13 protein-coding genes and 1 pseudogene are annotated in these 17,791 nt (G+C 67.8%); 7 read left to right on the forward strand and 7 right to left on the reverse strand.

Annotation, left to right across the window (positions count from 1 at the left end; genetic code table 11):
• Positions 1-29 precede the first annotated feature (29 nt).
• The 4 genes from AC10QF_RS02850 to AC10QF_RS02865 all read right to left on the reverse strand — a co-directional run bounded on the left by AC10QF_RS02850 (position 30) and on the right by AC10QF_RS02865 (position 3,488).
• Positions 30-770, reverse strand: coding sequence for a DNA alkylation repair protein (locus AC10QF_RS02850; protein ID WP_494541711.1), 741 nt, complete (start codon positions 768-770; stop codon positions 30-32).
• A complete protein-coding gene (locus AC10QF_RS02855; RefSeq protein ID WP_227844028.1) occupies positions 767-1,267 on the reverse strand; it encodes a MarR family winged helix-turn-helix transcriptional regulator in 501 nt (166 codons plus the stop codon). The genes AC10QF_RS02850 and AC10QF_RS02855 overlap by 4 nt, the downstream gene beginning before the upstream one ends.
• A gap of 199 nt (positions 1,268-1,466) precedes the next feature.
• A complete protein-coding gene (groL, locus tag AC10QF_RS02860; RefSeq protein ID WP_005411226.1) occupies positions 1,467-3,116 on the reverse strand; it encodes a chaperonin GroEL in 1,650 nt (549 codons plus the stop codon).
• Positions 3,117-3,200: 84 nt separating this feature from the next.
• Entirely contained in the window at positions 3,201-3,488 is a 288-nt protein-coding gene (locus AC10QF_RS02865; RefSeq protein WP_005411227.1) for a co-chaperone GroES, read from the reverse strand.
• Between the two features lie 312 nt (positions 3,489-3,800).
• On the opposite strand from AC10QF_RS02865, the gene AC10QF_RS02870 reads away from it, so the two are divergent.
• The 5 genes from AC10QF_RS02870 (at position 3,801) to AC10QF_RS02890 (ending at position 11,917) form a co-directional block, all read left to right on the forward strand.
• Positions 3,801-5,591, forward strand: a complete 1,791-nt coding sequence (locus AC10QF_RS02870) for an endonuclease (RefSeq protein WP_494541712.1) — start codon at positions 3,801-3,803, stop codon at positions 5,589-5,591.
• A 68-nt stretch (positions 5,592-5,659) separates the two neighbouring features.
• Positions 5,660-5,998, forward strand: a complete 339-nt coding sequence (cutA, locus tag AC10QF_RS02875) for a divalent-cation tolerance protein CutA (protein WP_019660807.1) — start codon at positions 5,660-5,662, stop codon at positions 5,996-5,998.
• Positions 5,995-8,379, forward strand: a complete 2,385-nt coding sequence (locus tag AC10QF_RS02880; protein ID WP_332329157.1) for a protein-disulfide reductase DsbD family protein — start codon at positions 5,995-5,997, stop codon at positions 8,377-8,379. The genes cutA and AC10QF_RS02880 overlap by 4 nt, the downstream gene beginning before the upstream one ends.
• The gene (locus AC10QF_RS02885) at positions 8,376-8,939 is read left to right on the forward strand and encodes a TlpA family protein disulfide reductase (protein WP_155030201.1); all 564 of its coding nucleotides are present in this window, start codon (positions 8,376-8,378) and stop codon (positions 8,937-8,939) included. The genes AC10QF_RS02880 and AC10QF_RS02885 overlap by 4 nt, the downstream gene beginning before the upstream one ends.
• Positions 8,940-9,394: 455 nt before the next feature.
• Positions 9,395-11,917, forward strand: a complete 2,523-nt coding sequence (locus tag AC10QF_RS02890) for a PepSY domain-containing protein (protein ID WP_346474635.1) — start codon at positions 9,395-9,397, stop codon at positions 11,915-11,917.
• 46 nt (positions 11,918-11,963) lie between these two features.
• Here AC10QF_RS02890 and AC10QF_RS02895 read toward each other — a convergent pair whose 3' ends face one another.
• Positions 11,964-14,501 carry a methyl-accepting chemotaxis protein gene (locus AC10QF_RS02895; protein WP_494541713.1) on the reverse strand — a complete coding sequence of 846 codons (2,538 nt, stop codon included), beginning with the start codon at positions 14,499-14,501 and terminating at the stop codon, positions 11,964-11,966.
• Between the two features lie 203 nt (positions 14,502-14,704).
• Here AC10QF_RS02895 and AC10QF_RS02900 point away from each other — a divergent pair, with 203 nt between their 5' ends.
• The gene (locus AC10QF_RS02900; protein ID WP_180877953.1) at positions 14,705-15,544 is read left to right on the forward strand and encodes an arylamine N-acetyltransferase family protein; all 840 of its coding nucleotides are present in this window, start codon (positions 14,705-14,707) and stop codon (positions 15,542-15,544) included.
• A 65-nt stretch (positions 15,545-15,609) separates the two neighbouring features.
• On the opposite strand, the gene AC10QF_RS02905 is transcribed toward AC10QF_RS02900, so the two are convergent.
• Positions 15,610-15,981: a VOC family protein gene (locus AC10QF_RS02905; protein WP_227844025.1), complete on the reverse strand. Its 372-nt coding sequence runs from the start codon at positions 15,979-15,981 to the stop codon at positions 15,610-15,612.
• Between the two features lie 81 nt (positions 15,982-16,062).
• Between AC10QF_RS02905 and AC10QF_RS02910 the strand changes: the two are divergent.
• Positions 16,063-16,780, forward strand: a pseudogene (locus tag AC10QF_RS02910) (transporter substrate-binding domain-containing protein).
• A 98-nt stretch (positions 16,781-16,878) separates the two neighbouring features.
• Here the strand turns inward: AC10QF_RS02910 and AC10QF_RS02915 are convergent.
• Positions 16,879-17,778 carry a LysR substrate-binding domain-containing protein gene (locus AC10QF_RS02915; protein WP_134730090.1) on the reverse strand — a complete coding sequence of 300 codons (900 nt, stop codon included), beginning with the start codon at positions 17,776-17,778 and terminating at the stop codon, positions 16,879-16,881.
• Between the last annotated feature and the right edge of the window lie 13 nt (positions 17,779-17,791).

Raw genomic sequence — 17,791 nt, forward strand, 5'->3', positions numbered from 1 at the left:
TTCATGGGATTGCCGGCCAGCGGCCGCCATTACCGCAGTGATCGCATGGCGCGTTTGCGGATGTAGGCGTTGGCATCGCTGTGGTGCTCGCGTTGCCAACGTGCGCACAGCCCACGCAGCCATTGCGGCTGCGTCTTGCCGGCATCGTTGAGCCAATTGCCGACGGAGTCCTGCACATAGCGCTCGGGGTCGTCGGCCAACGCGTCCAGCAACGGCACTGCGTGTTGGGGCTGCTGCTTGAACAGCGCGATATGCGTAGCCCGGACGCCCCGGGGACGCAGCGCCTCGCAGGCGAAACGGCGCAGGTACGGCGATACTTCCTGCGTCCACGGTTGCAGGTACCCAAGCGCCTGCAGCGGTGCAGCAACGATGTCCGCGCGCAGTGCCAGCCAGGCCCATTCGCGCACGCCGAAGTGCGGGTCATCGGCCAGCGTTCGTATCGCCTGCAGCTTCCCTGCCAGGGGCGTGCCGGCGTCACTGCCGATCAGGTAGCAGGCCCAGCCGCGCACGGTGTCGGACGCATGGTCCTGCCATTGCACGGGATCGCCCTGCCCCGCCTCACGCAGCAGTTGCGCAGCCAAGGCCATGCGCAGTGTGATGCCCTTGCCTGAAGCATCCTGCATGCGTTGCAGCGCTTCCGGTGCAAGCGCAGGCGCTACCACCTGCAGCAGCGCGGCGAAATCCACCGCCAGACACTCGGCCAGGTGGGTGGCGGCGACGCGGCCGGTGCTGAGCGCACGCAGGCGTTCGGCCGCAATAGGCGCGCTCATGCAGCGGATTCCTGCCCGGCATCGGTGTGCTGCCAGACCTTGTGCAGCAACCGTGAAAGCTGCTGCTGTTCGTCGGCCTCCAGCCCGTTGAACAGGCCCCCGATCCACTGCGTGTGCTGCTCGAACAGCGCCTCGGCGAGGCGTGTCCCCTGTGCGGTCAACACGATCCGCAGGCGGCGGCCATCTTCGGCATCGCTGTGGCGCTGCAGCAGGCCTTCGCGCTGCAGGCCGTCGAGCAGGCCACTGATGGTGGCGCGGGTCACGCCGGCACGCTCGGCCAGCTCATGCGGCGGCAGCGAGCCACCGGCCCCGTGCAGCAGGAACAACACGATGAAGCGGCCTTCGCTGAGGCCATGCGGTGCCAGCCGTGCGGCGCAGTCGTGGTCGATGGCGGCAGACAGTGACAGCAGTTGGAAGCACAGGCGCAGCTGGGCCAGGTTTACCTCGCCGCGGCGCGCAGCTTCCTTGAGCAGAGCGGTGTGTTTTGCTTCCAGCATGCCGGCCACCATGTGATTAGGCACCTAATCATAATCGATTTTCGCCCATGGAACCACGCTGTGCGGAGCATGCGGGGCCGGGTCCGGCCAAGCCCGCGCATCGCCCAAAAAGAAAAACCCCGCCTTGCGGCAGGGTTCTTCTCTACAACGGGAAGGTATGCCGACCCAGGGCCGGCATCCCAATGCCAGGGGCGAGGACTTAGAAGTCCATGCCGCCCATGCCACCCATGCCGCCCATGCCACCGGCGCCGCCCATGGCCGGCTCGTCCTTCTTCGGAGCTTCGGCCACCATGGCTTCGGTGGTGATCATCAGGCCAGCGATCGAGGCGGCGTTCTGCAGCGCCGAACGGGTCACCTTGGTCGGGTCCAGGATGCCGAACTGCAGCATGTCGCCGAACTCGCCGGTGGCCGCGTTGTAGCCGAAGCTGCCGGTGCCTTCCTTGACCTTGTTGATGATGACCGACGGCTCGTCACCGGCGTTGGCAACGATCTCGCGCAGCGGGGCTTCCATCGCACGCAGGGCAATCTGGATGCCGTGGTTCTGGTCTTCGTTGGCGCCCTTCAGACCGGCCAGCGCGGTGATCGCGCGGACCAGGGCAACACCGCCGCCCGGGACCACGCCTTCTTCAACGGCTGCACGGGTGGCGTGCAGGGCGTCGTCGACGCGGTCCTTCTTTTCCTTCATCTCGATTTCGGTCGAGGCGCCGACCTTGATCACGGCAACACCGCCGGCCAGCTTGGCCACGCGTTCCTGCAGCTTCTCGCGGTCGTAATCGGAGGAGGTGTCCTGGATCTGGGTCTTGATCTGCGCCACGCGTGCATCAACGTTGGCCTTGTCGCCGACGCCGTCGATGATGGTGGTGTTCTCCTTGGAGACCTGCACCTTCTTGGCGCGGCCCAGGTCCTTGATGGTGGCCTTTTCCAGCGACAGGCCGACTTCTTCGGAGATCACGGTGCCGCCGGTCAGCACGGCCATGTCTTCCAGCATCGCCTTGCGACGGTCGCCGAAGCCCGGGGCCTTGACGGCCACGACCTTGACGATGCCACGGATGGTGTTGACCACCAGGGTCGCCAGCGCTTCGCCTTCGACTTCCTCGGCCACGATCAGCAGCGGCTTGCCGGCCTTGGCGACGCCTTCCAGCACCGGCAGCAGGTCGCGGACGTTGGAGATCTTCTTGTCGTGCAGCAGGATGAACGGGTCATCCAGGTCAGCGGTCTGCGACTGCTGGTTGTTGATGAAGTACGGCGACAGGTAGCCGCGGTCGAACTGCATGCCCTTGACCACGTCCAGCTCGTTGTCCAGGCCCGAGCCTTCTTCAACGGTGATGACGCCTTCCTTGCCGACTTCCTTCATCGCGTCAGCGATGATCTGGCCGATCGACTCGTCCGAGTTGGCCGAGATGGTACCGACCTGGGCAATCGCCTTGTCGTCGGCGGTCGGCTTGGAGATGTTCTTCAGCTCGGCGACGGCGGCCGACACGGCCTTGTCGATACCGCGCTTGAGGTCCATCGGGTTCATGCCGGCGGCCACGGCCTTGGCGCCTTCGCGGATCAGGGCCTGGGCCAGCACGGTGGCGGTGGTGGTGCCGTCGCCGGCATCGTCGTTGGTGCGCGAAGCAACTTCCTTCACCATCTGCGCGCCCATGTTCTCGAACTTGTCAGCCAGTTCGATTTCCTTGGCGACGGAGACGCCGTCCTTGGTGATGGTCGGGGCGCCGAAGCTCTTTTCCAGCACGACGTTGCGGCCCTTCGGGCCCAGGGTGGCCTTGACGGCATTGGCGAGAACGTTCACGCCGCGCACCATGCGCGAACGGGCATCTTCACCGAAACGGATATCCTTGGCAGCCATGTGCAGTTACCTCATCTGGTAGCGCCGGGCCATGCCCGGCGGCTGGGTGTTGGAATCAGGGGATGGAACAGGTCTCGCCGGGGCTCAGCCGATGACGGCGAGCACGTCGTCTTCGCGCAGGACCTTGTACTCGACGCCTTCGCTCTTGTACGAGCTGCCGGCGTACTGGCCGTAGATGACCTTGTCGCCGACCTTCAGCGACGGCGCGCGCACGTTGCCGTTGTCCAGCGGCTTGCCCGGGCCGACGGCCACGACCTCACCCTTGGTGGACTTTTCCTTGGCCGAGTCGGGGATGACGATGCCACCGGCGGAGATTTCGTCGGCTTCGATCGGCTTGACCACAACGCGGTCGTGCAGCGGCTTGATGCTCATAGGAGACCTCTTAAGTGATTGATTGGTCTAAAAAAGTCCGGCGATGTTAGCACTCGCCCCAGACGAGTGCCAGAACCGCACGTGAAGAAACCCGACAACGTCGGGAGCAGGGCAGAGATGGAGCCCCGCCGCCCCCTTTCAAGGGCGGAATGAAAAAAATTTTTCCACCCGCGCGCCTCGGCCAGGGCGTCGGTCCAGATCAATTTCGGTGACAAGCGTCGCACTGTCAGACATCTGACGTTCATTTACGACAAAGTGTCACTGGATCGGCCTTAGGCTCGGTCCGGCATTCCCAATCACAAGGAGGAGTCGATGCGATTGCTGTCCCCGCTTGCCGCTGCCTGCCTGCTGGCGCTGGCCGCTGCGCCGGCCCAGGCCGAGGTCTTCATCAACGAACTGCACTACGACGACAGCACCGCCGCCGGTGACGTCGGCGAAGCGATCGAGGTCGTAGCCACTGCCGGTGAGGACCTGTCCGGCTACCGCCTGTACCTCTACAACGGCAGCAATCCGTCCGCCGCCACCGTCTATGCCAACACCCCGGTCCCGGCCGGCACCGCCGCCGGCTGCGGCAGCGCCACCATCGCCGTGGTCAGTTACCCGACCAACGGGATCCAGAACGGCCCGACCGACGGCATCGCCCTGGTCGATGCCAGTGGCAAAGTGGTCCAGTTCCTCAGCTATGAGGGCGCCATCACCGCCTCCGGTGGCCCTGCCGCCGGCATGACCAGCCAGAACATCCCGGTAGCCGAGACCAACAGCACCGCGCCGGGCACCTCGTTGCAGCTGACCGGCAGCGGCAGCCAGTACACCCACTTCACCTGGGCCGAATCGGCCGGCCAGACCTTCGGCAGCTGCAACAACGGCCAGACTTTCAGCGGCGGTGGCACGCCAGGCCCGAACACGCCGCCGTCGGTGTCCACCACCACCCCGGCGCAGGGCAGCAGCACCTTCCCGGCTGCGGCCGATCTGGAAGTGGTGTTCAGCGAAACCGTGAACCTGGCCAGCGGCGCGTTCGCGCTGAGCTGCGGCACCTCCGGCAGCGTGCCGCTGACCTTCCCGGCGAGCGGCCGCAGCGTGAAGCTGTCCACCAACACCGCGCTGGTGGCCGGTGAAGCCTGCCGCTTCGACATCCGCGCCGCGCGCATCACCGACCTGCTGGGCGCGCACCCGGCCGCCGACAGCCGCATCGCCTTCACCGTGGCCAGCACCGGCGGCAATCCGGACCCGGGCAACCCGGGCGTGCCGGCCGGCTACTACTCCAGGGTCAACACCAGCAGCCCCAGCCAGCTGCGCTGCTCGCTGCACGCCACCATCAAGGGCCACACCGCCTACCCGTACAGCGGCTCGGGCACCAGCACCTGGACCATCCTGGAAATCGCCGACGAGGATCCGAACAACCCGAACCGCATCCTCGATGCCTACCGCAACCGCAGCTACGCCAAGGTCAGTGATCGTGCGGGCACCGGCAGCGGCCTGACCTACAACCGCGAGCACACCTGGCCGAACTCGCTGGGCTTTGCCACCACCACCGGTGACAAGGGCCTGCCCTACGCGCCGTACACCGACACCCACATGCTGTACCTGACCGACGCGCAGTGGAACGCCGACCGTGGCAACAAGCCGTTCGGCAAGTGCGATGCCAGCTGCGGCGAGCGTGCCACCGAAGCCAACAATGGGCAGGGCGGCGGCAGCGGTGGCTACCCGGGCAATTCCAACTGGGTGCGCGCGCCGGACGGCAACACCGGCACCTTCGAGGTGTGGGGCAAGCGCAAGGGCGACATGGCGCGTGCGGTGATGTACATGGCGATCCGCTACGAAGGTGGCAAGGATGCGGCCACCGGTCAGTCCGAGCCGGACCTGGAGCTGACCGACGACCGCAGCAAGATCGTCAAGACCAGCAGTTCGCCGGCCTACATGGGCCTGCTGTCGACACTGATCGACTGGCACCTGTCCGATCCGCCGGATGATGCCGAGCGTGCCCGCAATGACGTGGTCTACAGCTTCCAGGGCAATCGCAACCCGTTCATCGACCACCCCGAGTGGGCGACCCCGGCCCTGTTCACCTCGGCCAAGCCAGCCACCTGCCAGCTGGCCAACTGACCGCGCAACGCTGCGGTCCACTGCCGCCGCCGGGCCCTGACCCGGCGGCGGCCCTATACTCGACGGTCATGTCGACCGTCGATCCCGTCCTGCTGCTGTTGACCACCTGCCCGGACCGGGCCAGTGCCGAGCGCATCGCGCACGCGCTGGTAGGCGAGCGCTTGGCGGCGTGCGTGACCCGCCTCGACGGCGCACAGTCGACCTACCGCTGGCAGGGCGAGGTGACCACCGACGCGGAGCTGCAGCTGCTGGTGAAAACCACCTCGAGCCGCGTCGATGACGCAATCGCCCGGATCGTCGAACTGCATCCGTATGAACTCCCGGAGTGCATCGCGGTCGAAACCCGGGCCGGCCTGCCGGCGTATCTGGATTGGATCCGGGCACAGACCCGGGAGGACACTGATTGAAGACTCTGTTTGCGCGTGGCGCTGCCTTGTGCGCCCTGTTGTGCCTTTCGCTGCCCGCCTTCGCCCTGGATGAGAAAGACCTGCTGCCGGTGGACCAGGCGTTCGCATTGACCGCCACTGCCCCCGAACGTGGCCAGGTGCAGCTGCAGTTCAAGATCGCGCCAGGCTATTACCTGTATCGCCACCGTACCAGCGTCAAAGCCGACCCGGCCTTCAATGCCGGCGCGCTGCAGATGCCCAAGGGCGACAAGCACCACGACGATTTCTTCGGCGAGGTCGAGACCTATCGCGAGCGCCTGCTGGCCACCCTGCCCGGCACGCCGACCGACGCTGCCGGCACCATCAGCCTGGAAGTGCGTTATCAGGGCTGCGCCGATGCCGGTGTCTGCTACCCGCCGCAGAAGCGCGTGGTGCAGGTCACCCTGCCGGGCGCCGGTGCGGCGGCGGCGGTGCCTGCCGCGCGTGCCGGTGCGGCCAGCCCGTTCAATAACCCGCTGGCCGGTGCCGGCAACAGCGGTGGCCTGCGCCTGCCGGGCGCGGCCAACAACAGCCAGGCCCTGCCGCTGCCGTCGGAACAGGCGTTCGGCTTCGATGCCATCGCCAGCGACGGCAACACCCTGCTGCTGCGCTTCAGCCCAGCGCCCGGCTATTACCTGTATCGCGACCGCACCTCGCTGAAGCTGGAAGGCAGCGCCGGCGTGCTGGCCGGCAAGCCGCGCTGGCCAGCCGCGCAATCGCATCGCGACGAGCACTTCGGCGATGTCTCGGTCTACTTCAACCAGGTGGAAGTGCCGCTGCCGCTGCGCCGCGCTGTCACTGATGCCGTCGACAGCACCCTGGTGGTGACCTTCCAGGGCTGCCAGACCGATGGCATCTGCTACCCGCCGATGACCCGCCGGGTGAAGCTGTCGATTCCGGCCGGCAAGGTCAGCGCCAGCGCCGACCAGGCGCCAGCGCGCAATGACGTGATCAACCCGCTGCCTGCTGCCAACGGTGCACCGCGCGAAGCCGCCAACGGCGCCCCGCTGCGCCTGCTGCCAACCGTGCCCAACACGGATGTAGCGGCACCGGCCGCCGCAGGTGGCGCCACCGCCAGCAGTGAATTCGCCACCGATGCACAGGGCGACAATGCGCTGCGCACGCGTCCGCCGGTGACGACGCCGAATCCTGATCGTTCGTTCGTCTGGGTCCTGCTGCTGGCGCTGGCCGGTGGCCTGGTACTGAACCTGATGCCCTGCGTGCTGCCGATCCTCTCGCTGAAGGTGCTGAGCCTGGCGCAGAGCGGCGAAAGCGCGCAGCGCGCACGCAGCCACGCGCTCTGGTACACGCTGGGCGTGCTGGTCGCGTTCGCCGTGATCGGCGCGTTGATGGTCGGCCTGCGCGCGATCGGCAATGCCGTCGGCATCGGCTTCCAGCTGCAGCACCCGGGTGTGGTGGCGGCGCTGGCCTACATCATGTTCGCGGTAGGCCTGAGCCTGTCCGGCGTGTTCACCCTGGGCGGCGGCATCGGCAATCTGGGCCAGTCGCTGGCCAGCCGCAGCGGCCCGGCCGGTGACTTCTTCACCGGTGCACTGGCCTGCGTGGTCGGCAGTGCCTGCGTCGGCCCGTTCATGGGTGGCGCGATCGCCTACGCGTTCATTGCCCCGCCGCTGAAGGCGATGACCGTGTTCCTGTTCCTCGGCCTGGGCCTGGCGCTGCCGTTCCTGCTGATCGGCTTCGTGCCGGCGCTCGCACGCCGCCTGCCCAAGCCGGGCCCGTGGATGGAAACGCTCAAGCACGTGCTGGCCTTCCCGATGTATGCCACCGCGCTGTGGCTCCTGTGGGTGCTGGGCAAGCAGCGTGGCGTGGATGGCATGGCGCTGGTGCTGGGTGGCCTGCTGCTGCTGGCGTTCGGCCTGTGGCTGTTCGAGCGCAACCGCTGGACCGGCTCGCGTGCGGTGACACTGCTGGGCGTACTGCTGGCGATCGGCGCGCTGGTGCCGGCCTGGGGTGTGACCCAGCTCGCACCGCCGGCGCGGGCCGCACAGGCCGCCAGCGACAACGTGGTCGAGTATTCACCGCAGTTGCTGGACCGCCTGCGCGCCGACAACCGGGTGGTGTTCGTCAACATGACCGCCGACTGGTGCGTAAGCTGCAAGGCCAACGAGCGCGCCGTGCTGTCGCGGCCGGAATTCAAGGAACTGCTCAAGCGCACCAACGCGGTGTACATGCGCGGCGACTACACCAATGTCGACCCGCAGATCACCACGTTCCTGGAAGAGCACAAGGCCGTCGGCGTGCCACTGTACGTGGTGTACGGCCCCGGCGCGCCGCCGACCGTGCTGCCGACCCTGCTGACCCAGGCGGTGGTGGAGGAAGCGCTGCTGCGCACCGCACGATGAAGTGGCAACGGCCAGCGCTGCTGTGGACAGCGGTGCTGGCCGCCGGCCTTGGCCTGTGGGCCGGCCATCGATTGACACCGGCGCCGGTGGCGCCTGAGGCCGTGCCGGGAGCGCCTGCTGTGGCGGCTGCCGCACCCACCCTGCAGGTCGGCGACAGCCTGCCCGCACTGTCGCTGCTGGATCTTGAAGGCCGGCCGCTGGACCTGCGCCAGCACGCTGGCGGTCGCCCGCTGTTGATCAATGTCTGGGCCAGCTGGTGCGCGCCCTGCGTTGAAGAAATGCCCGAACTGGCGCGTTTCGCACATGTCCAGGGCGAGCACGGTGTGCAGGTGCTGGGACTGGCGCTGGATACGCCGGAGGACGTGCGCCGTTTCCTGCAGCGGGTACCGGTGGATTACCCGATCGTGATCGAGACCCCGGGGCCGCGCGATGCCAGCGTGCAGCTGGGCAATACACAGGGCCTGCTGCCCTACAGCGTGCTGTTCGATGCACAGGGGCGGCTGGTGAAGGCGAAGCTGGGACCGTTCGCCCACGGCGAGATCGACAGCTGGGTGAAGTGAGGGTGTTTTTTTGCAGGGCTTGCAGCCCTGCACCCTGCTCAATGCAACGGCAACGGCCAGAGCCAAAGCCAAAGCGGGCTTTCCGTGGGATGGCGGGGTGGGTCCGGTTGAGGGGGCGTGAGCCGCATGGATGCGGCGACCGAGCTTACATGGGCGAGGGCGCTTTGCTTGCGAAGCACTGCTTCGCAAGCGCCCGAACGCACAGCCGCCAGCGGCTGGGCCGGGCCCCGGAGGGGGACTTGCAGCGTCCCCCTCAACCGGACCCACCCCGCCAACCCACGGAAAGCCAGCTTTTGACGTTGACGTTGCTCCGGCTTGTAGCGGGTGCAGGGCTGCAAAGCCCTGCAACAAAACCCTCCTTGACCGTAGCCCGTCCGCCACGGAGAATTCCGCGATTAATTCTCATTTGCTGTTGCGCAGGATGCGGGCGGCAGCCTTCGGGGCCCCCTCCTTCGATGTTCAAGAACGTCCTGTTCCAACTGCACTGGCTGCTGGGCATCACCGCCGGCGCCGTACTGGCCGTGATGGGCCTCAGCGGCGCCGTGCTGTCCTTCGAGGATGAGCTGCTGCGAGCGGCCAACCCCGGCTTCGCCGAGATCGCTGAACACCATGCTGATGGCCAGCTTCCGCTCGAACTCAGCGAACTGGCAACGCTGCTGCAGGCCGGCGGTGATCGCCCCCTGCAGCGCCTGCGCGTGGATGCCACCGGCCAGCGACCGTCGGTGGCGCGCTTTGCTGGCGGCAAGGAACACTGGGTGTACTTCGACCCCTACAGCGGTGAGCGCTTCAGCGCCCTGCGCGGGCAGGCGCTCTTTGACTTCGTCGAGGACCTGCATCGGCATCTTGCCGCCGGTGAGCGCGGCAAATGGATCACCGGCAGCTGCGCCATCGCCCTGCTGTTCTTCACCTTGTCCGGGCTCTACCTGCGCTGGCCACGACGCTGGTGGCACTGGCGCAGCTGGCTGGCAGTGGAGTGGAAGCGCAGTGGACGCGGCTTCCTGTGGAGCCTGCACTCCGTGGCCGGCACCTGGGTGCTGTTGATCTACCTGATGAGTGCGCTGACCGGCCTGTGGTGGTCCTTCGACTGGTACCGCAGCGCAGCCAACACCCTGCTGGGCGTCGCACCGGCCGCCAAACACAAGGTCGCCGCCGACGCCGCCCTGGACCTGGAGCGCATCGAAGCCACGCTGTATGCGCTGCCCGGCGTGCGCACCGGCTACATCGACCTGCGTCTGCCGGAGAAACCGGGGCAGGTACTGAATGTGCGCGTGATGGCCGGTGACCCGTCGCAGCGCGGTGGGCGGCATGACCGCGCGCACGATCTGCTGCAGCTGGATCCGGCCAGCGGGGCCATCCTCGATTCACGCCCCTACGCGCGCCAGGGCACCGGAGGACAGCTGGCCACCAGCGTGTTCGCATTGCACTCGGGCAGTTACTTCGGCATGCCCGGGCGGGTGGTGGTGATGCTCAGCAGCCTGGGCATGAGCCTGTTCTTCATCACTGGCTGGCTGCTGTACCTGGACCGGCGCAGCAGCCAGCGCGCTGCGCGCGGGCTGCGCAAGTCGCTACCAGCAACACCTGCAGATGGCGATGGCACGCCGTGGCTGGTGGTGCATGCCAGCCAGAGCGGACTGGGCGAACAACTCGCATGGCGCGCTGCCGCGCAGCTGCAAGCATCCGGCCATGCAGTGCAGGTTCTGCCGCTGGCCCGCGTCGATGCCGCGCGGCTGGCACGCACCGCACAGGCATTGTTCGTGCTGAGCACCTTTGGTGATGGCGAACCTCCGGATGCGGCGCGGGGCGCTGCGCGACGGCTGCTGGCACAAGCGCCGGATCTGTCGGGCCTGCAGTTCGGCCTGCTCGCCCTGGGTGACCGCCAGTACCCGCATTACTGCGGCTTTGGCCGCCAATTCGATGGCTGGCTGCTGGGCAACGGGGCACGTGCGCTGTTCGAGCGCATCGATGTCGATGCCGCTGCGATACCGGCGCTGCGCCAGTGGCAGCAACATCTCGGCGCGCTGACCGGCATCGCCACCGATGACAGCGTGTTGCCGACCGCGACGCAGATGCACGAGTGGCGCCTGCTCGGCCGTGACCGCCTCAATCCAGGCAGCGTGGGCGGCGCCATCTGGCACATCCGTCTTGCGCCACCGGCCGATGTGCAGTGGCAGGCGGGCGACATCCTGCACATCGCGCCCCGCCACAACGCGCGGCACGCCGTTGCGGTGCTGAAGGCACATGGGCTGGATCCCCAGCAGCCGCTGCTGATTGACGGCCAGCCGCGCACGCTGTTGGCGCTGGCCAGCGAGCGCGAGCTGCCCGATGCCGATGCTGCGCTGGCGGTGCAGGATGCCTGCCTCTGGCTGGCAGGGCTGCCACTGCTGCCGGGGCGCGAGTACTCCATCGCATCCTGTACGGATGACGGTGCCGTCGAACTGGTGGTACGGCTGGTCCATGACGAAACCGGACGCACCGGCCTGGGTTCGGGCTGGCTGTCGCTGCATGCGCCTGTCGGTGCCAGCATCGTGGCCCGTGTGCACCGCAACCCCGGTTTCCATCGCGTTGGCGGTGCGCCAATGGTGCTGATCGGCAATGGCACCGGCATCGCGGGCCTGCGCAGCCTGCTGCGCGAAGCCGCGCATGCAGGTGAGCACGGGCACTGGCTGCTGTTCGGCGAACGCCAGCGCGCGCACGACTTCCTGTTCGCCGATGAGATCGAAGCGTGGCAGGGCGATGGCCATCTCGCGCGGGTGGACCTGGCGTTCTCGCGCGATGGTAAGGGCGGCTATGTGCAGGATCGCCTGCGTGCGGCAGCCGATGCCCTGCGCGACTGGATGCAGCGCGGTGCGGTCATCCACGTCTGCGGTTCGCTGCTGGGCATGGCCGAAGGTGTGGACCAGGTGCTGCGCGAAGCACTGGGTGATGAAGCAGTGGAAACGCTGCTGGAGACCGGGCGCTACCGTCGCGACGTGTATTGAGCCACAAGGGTAGTACCGGCCGCCGGCCGGCACTACCGGAGCAGGATCAGGCCGCAGCGCGCGCCTGTGGCATCGACTGCAACTGGAACGCGCCCACCGCTTCGGCCAGCGCGTGTACCTGCGCCTGCATCTGCGCGGTGGAGGCACCAGCCTCTTCCACCAGGCTGGCGTTGCACTGGGTGCTGGCTTCCATCTGCACGATGGTCTGCTTCACCTGCGCGATGCCGGCATGCTGGTCCTGCGATGCACTGCGGATACCGGCCAGCAGCTCGGCCAGCTGCTGCACGCTGCCAACGATCTCGCCCATCGTGATGCCCGCCTGCTCGGCCTGCTGGTTGCCCTGGCCAACACGCGCCACCGAATCCTCGATCAGTCCTTTGATCTGCTTGGCCGCTTCGGCACTGCGCTGGGCCAGCAGGCGCACTTCCGCAGCCACCACGGCGAAGCTGCGGCCCTGCTCACCTGCGCGCGCAGCTTCCACCGCGGCATTCAGCGCGAGGATGTTGGTCTGGAAAGCGATGCCATCGATCAGCTGGGTGATGTCGCCGATCCGCCGCGAGGCCTCGCTGATGCCATGCATGGTTGCGACCACCTGGCCGACGGCCTCGCCACCGCGCTGGGCCACCGCGGCCGCCCCCTGCACCAGGGCATCGGCGCGACCCGCGGCATCGGCATTGCGGCCAACGGTGTCGGTCAACTCGTGCATCGACGCTGCCGTCTCTTCCAGGTTGGCCGCCTGCTGTTCGGTACGCTGCGACAGATCATGGTGACCGGCAACGATCTCACCCACACCGGTGTCGAGGCTGGACGTCGCCTGCTGGATGCGGGTGACGATGCGGCCCAGTTGCGCGACCGTGGCGTTGGCATCGTCGCGCATGCGTGCGAACACGCCCTGCAGCTCACCTTCCATGCGCACGCTGAGGTCACCACGGGCCAGCGCCGCCAGAAGCGCCTGCAGATCGCCGAGGTTGGTCTCGAAGGTCGCCAGCAGGCGGTTGATGCTGGTCGACAACGTGCGCACGAAGCCCTGTTTTCCCTCCAGCGCGATGCGGCCGTGCAGGTCGCCATGTGCGGCGGCGTCGACCAGTGCTGCCACTTCGGTTTCCAGCAGCGTTTCCAGCGCGCGGCTGCGCCACTCCACTGCCACGCCGAGGAAATGCCCTTCGTCGGTGATGGCATTGGCGATCAGCTGGTAGCGCACGCCGGCATGGCCGATCTCGCGCTCCTCGCGCTGGCGTACGCCGGCCAGGCTGGCCAACGCCGGATGCAGGCGTACCGCGTCGCTGCCCACCAGCGCTTCGTTCGTCAGTTCAAGCAGCTGCAGCAATGCCGGGTTGGCGTAGGCGACGTGCCCTTCCGCATCGATCACCATCAGGCCGGTCTGCGCGCTATCCAATGCCTGGCGCACGCGGGTGTTGCCGCGGGCCACCGCACGCTCGATCTCGATGCGCGCGCGCAGGCGCTGCTGCATGTCGACCAGGCGCTGGGCCAGTTGGCCGATCTCGTCGTTGGCGTTGTAGACGCGCAGGGTGGTGTCGAGGCGGTCGTCGGCGATGTCGCTGGCGAAGCGCAGGGTGTCCTGGATCGGCCGGCGCACCGCACGCAGCACCAGCATCAGGCTGGTGATCAGCACGCCGGCCACCAGCAGCAGGGTCAGTGCGAACAGCACGCTCATGGTGCGCGCGCCGGCCTGCTGGCGTGCCTGCGCCCTGGCCAGCGCCGCCACCTGCGCCCGCTGGAATGCGGCCAGTGCAGGCGCTACGTCCGCAGCGGCACCCAGCAGCGACTGCGCTTCCACATCCAGGCCGACACGGGCAGCGGCATACCCCAGCAATGCGGCCTGATACGCCTCCATCCCGGTGCGCAGGGTGTCCTGCACATCCGCAGGCAGGCCCGCCAGCGCGAGGTCGAACGGCAGCTTCTCCTCGCTGGCGCGGTCGGCGTGGGTGGAATCACCGTCGAGCAGCAGCAGTGCCTCCTGCCTTCGCATCTTCTGCAGGGACAGCGCCAGCGCGGGCCGTTGCTGCACATCCACCTGCGCCTGCAGAGTGTCGGCGGACTGCTGCAGCTGCGCAGCGAGGCCGGCATCACCACGGCCCATCTCGTCGACCCGTTCGAACAGGGCGGCCACACCCTGCGAGAACGCGTCGGCGGCTTCGGTCAGCGCCTGCAGAGCCTTGCGCCGGCCAGCATCCATCGGCATCGCGCGCAGCGCCTGCAGATCGGTCTGCAACGCCTTCTGCGTGGCCAACAGCTGCGCGCGGTCGGCATCATCGAAACTGCGTGCATACTGGGCCTGCAGGCGACGCGCTTCGGCCACCCGCGTGGACAGGCTGGCAGCCAGATCGCTGCCGCGCTGGTAGCTGGCCTGGCTGCGCGCAGCCAGTGCGTTGGCATGGCCAGTCCAGGCGTAGACAGCAGCGATCGCCACCAGGCCCAGGCCGCAGATCCACAGTGTGGCCTTGAGCTTGTTGGCCACGCTGAGCCGATGTGGCTGCAGCCAGCGCAGCAGCCCAGGGGACGCCGAGTGCAACGCAGCAAGGCGCGTGCGCAGGGACCGGAGGTGGGGGACAACGGCCGACATGACAGACTCCAGGCGGAAAGACGCATCTGTATCGGCCTGACTCAGGACAACTTTAGGGCGCTCCTGGTCCACTCCCACCGATTGCTGGCGGACGCGGCCTTTGTACCCGGCACAGGCGACAGGGGGATGACACCCGCGCAATGCTTGACCTCAACCCCGGTTGGGGGAGCACAGTAGATCTCCCTCCCCCGCCCGGCGCGCGCATGACGACGCTCGATGTCCCCCGCTACCTGCAACGCCTGCAGCTGGATGCACCGCCACCGCTGACGCTGGCGGGCCTGACCCTGCTGCAGCAGCGCCACAACGCACTGCTGCCGTTCGAAACCCTCAGCTGCCTGCTGCGCGATGCAGTACCGATCGACCTGGACAGCGTGCAGCGCAAGCTGCTCGACGACCGTCGTGGCGGCTACTGCTTCGAACTCAACGGCGGCCTGCTGGCACTGCTGCAGGCGCTGGGCTTCGATGCACAGCCGTTGAGCGCGCGCGTGCTGCTGGCCGCCCAGGACGGCGAACTGACCGCACGCACCCACCTGCTGCTGCGCGTGCAGGTGGACGGCGATGACTGGCTGGTGGATGCCGGTTTCGGCAGCCTGACCCCGACCGTGCCGCTGCGCCTGCATGATCCGCAGCCACAGGCCACGCCGCACGAGCGCTACCTGCTGCGCCGACTGCCTGGCAACGGTGATTTCGTGCTGTCGGCCGAGTCCCACGATGGCTGGCGGGCGATGTATCGGTTCGACCTGCAGGCGCCGGCACCAATCGACAACGTGGTGGGCAACTGGTACGTGTGCACCCATCCCGATTCCAGCTTCCCCGGCCAGCTGCGCGCATCGCTGACCGGGCCGGACTGGCGCCGCACGATCGGCAGCGGCAACTACACCGAGTACTGCCCCGGGCAGGCACCGGAGAAGCGCCCGCTGCATGATGTGGGTGATGTGCGTGCCGTGCTGCAACAGCGCTTCGGCATGCAGCTGCCGGACGACCCGCGACTGGACCCGGCGATCAACAACTGGCTGCAGCGCTCACGCGCCGCAACCTTGTAGCGCCGAGCCCATGCTCGGCTGAGCTTGGGCTGCTGGGTCAACAGCAGCCGAGCATGGGCTCGGCTCTACGCAACCGCGCGCGCCTGCAGCGCGATACGGTTGCCTTCACTGTCGAAGATCTCGGCCACGCGCCAGTCGCCCGCGTCGGCCGGTCCGAAGCGCAGCGCAGCGCCCGCTTGCAGTGTACGCTCCAGGCTCACCTCCAGGTCATCGACGCCGATGTAGATGCGCGCACCGTGGACGGAGGGCAGATAGTCGGCCCCCCGCACCAGCGCCATGCTGGCACCGGCGGCCTCATCGGAAAACGGCAGGTAGGCCATCCGGCAGTCGTGCAGCACCATGGGTTCGTCCACCGCCACCTGCAGCCACCGCTGGTAGAACGTGATGGCCCGGCCCAGATCACTGGCCGGTATTTCGACGTGCAGGATGGGGTTCATGCCCGCAGCATAACCGGACACTGGTACCCCCTTGCAGGGCAGCAATGGCATGCTGGGAGCGCCCTCAGCGCGGAGTCCTGCATGTCCCTGTCCGACCATCGACGTACCCTGGCACCGCACGGCTTCCTGCGCGTGGCGATCAACCTGGGCAACCCTGTGCTGGCACAGGGCGATGCGCGCTCACCGCGCGGTCCATCACTGGAACTGGCGACCGCGTTGGCGCAACGGATGGGCGTGCAGGCCCGCTTCACCTGCCACGACGCCGCAGCCTCGGTGGTTGCCGCGGCCGCCGAAGATGCCTGGGATCTGGCCTTCCTGGCGATCGATCCGGCGCGTGCCGACCGCATCGCCTTCAGCGCCCCCCTATGTGGAGATCGAAGGCACCTACCTGGTGCGCGAGGACAGCCCTGCGCAGCAGGTGGCCGACCTCGACCGCGAGGGGCTGCGCATCGCGGTGGGCCGCGGTGCAGCCTACGACCTGTTTCTCAGCCGTGAACTGCGCCACGCGATGATCGAGCGAGCCGAGACGTCGGCGGCGGCCATCACCCTGTTCGATCAGCAGCGCCTGGATGCCGCGGCCGGCGTGCGCCAGCCGCTGGCGGCCTGGGCGAAGGCACATCCCGGCCATCGGGTGCTGGCCGACCGTTTCACCGTGATCCAGCAGGCGGTCGCGGCGCCGGCCTCGCGCCCCGCCGATGCACTGCGGGCGCTGTTCGAGGAAGTGGAAGCGATCAAGGCGGGCCCGTTGCTGGAGGAAGCGTTCGCGCGTGGCGGGCAGGCGGTCACGCTGGTGCGATGAGTTTGGAGTCGAGCCATGCTCGACTCGCCCTCCGCAAGCGCAGTCGAGCGTGGCCCGACTCTACAGATGCAGATGCGATGGTCGAGCATGCCGCGACGCTACGGATGCGCGTCTGCCATGTGTCGCACATGCTCAGCAGCCTGCGCGTGCAACCAGTCGCGAAAGGCGAGGAAGCCGCGATGGCTGGCCGAGCGCTGCGGGTACACCAACCAATGCGGCCACGCCGTCTTCAGGCGCTGGCTGGACAGTGCGACCAGCTGGCCGGAGTCGAGCAGCAGCCTCGCCCGCGTCACTCGGCCGAGGGCCACGCCCACGCCGTCCAGAGCGGCGCGATGGTGCGCCTCCGAATCATCCAGCACTGCCACGAACCGCGCCGGCGCACTCTGCCCACTCAATGCAAACCACGCGCCCCAGGCGCCGTCCGGATCACCCAGCAGCGGCCACTGGTTCAGCGGCACGCGCTCGATCCCTCCCATGCGTTCGATCAGCGCCGGGCTGGCCATCGGCAGCAGCCATTCATCGAACAACGGTTCCACCACCAGGCCCGGCCATTGCCCGCTGCCCAGACGCAGCGCGGCGTCGAACTGGCGCTGCCGCTCGAAATCGACCAGGCGCTCGCTCGACTGCAGGTTGATCTCGATCTGTGGGTGCTCAGCCACGAAATGACCCAGGCGCGGTACCAGCCACGCCGACGCCATCGACGGCACCGCGCTGATCGTCAGTACGTGCTCGGCACGCGCCGCATAGGGCTGGAAGGCTTCGTTGATCGCATCCAGGTGCGGCCCCACCTGGTCGAGCAGGCGCTGTCCCTCCAGGGTGAGCGAGACACCCCGCGGCTGGCGGATCAGCAGCGGCTGCCCGAGCCGCTCTTCCAGTTGCCGCATCTGATGGCTGAGCGCGCTGACGGTCAGGTTCATCGACGCTGCCGCACGCGACAGGTTGCCCAGCCGGGCGGCAGCCACGAAGCCCTGCAGGGCATGGAGCGGAGCACGGGACATCAGGCTTGAAATC

It is taken from the genome of Stenotrophomonas maltophilia complex sp. Om-AH-Sm3 (assembly GCF_059337855.1).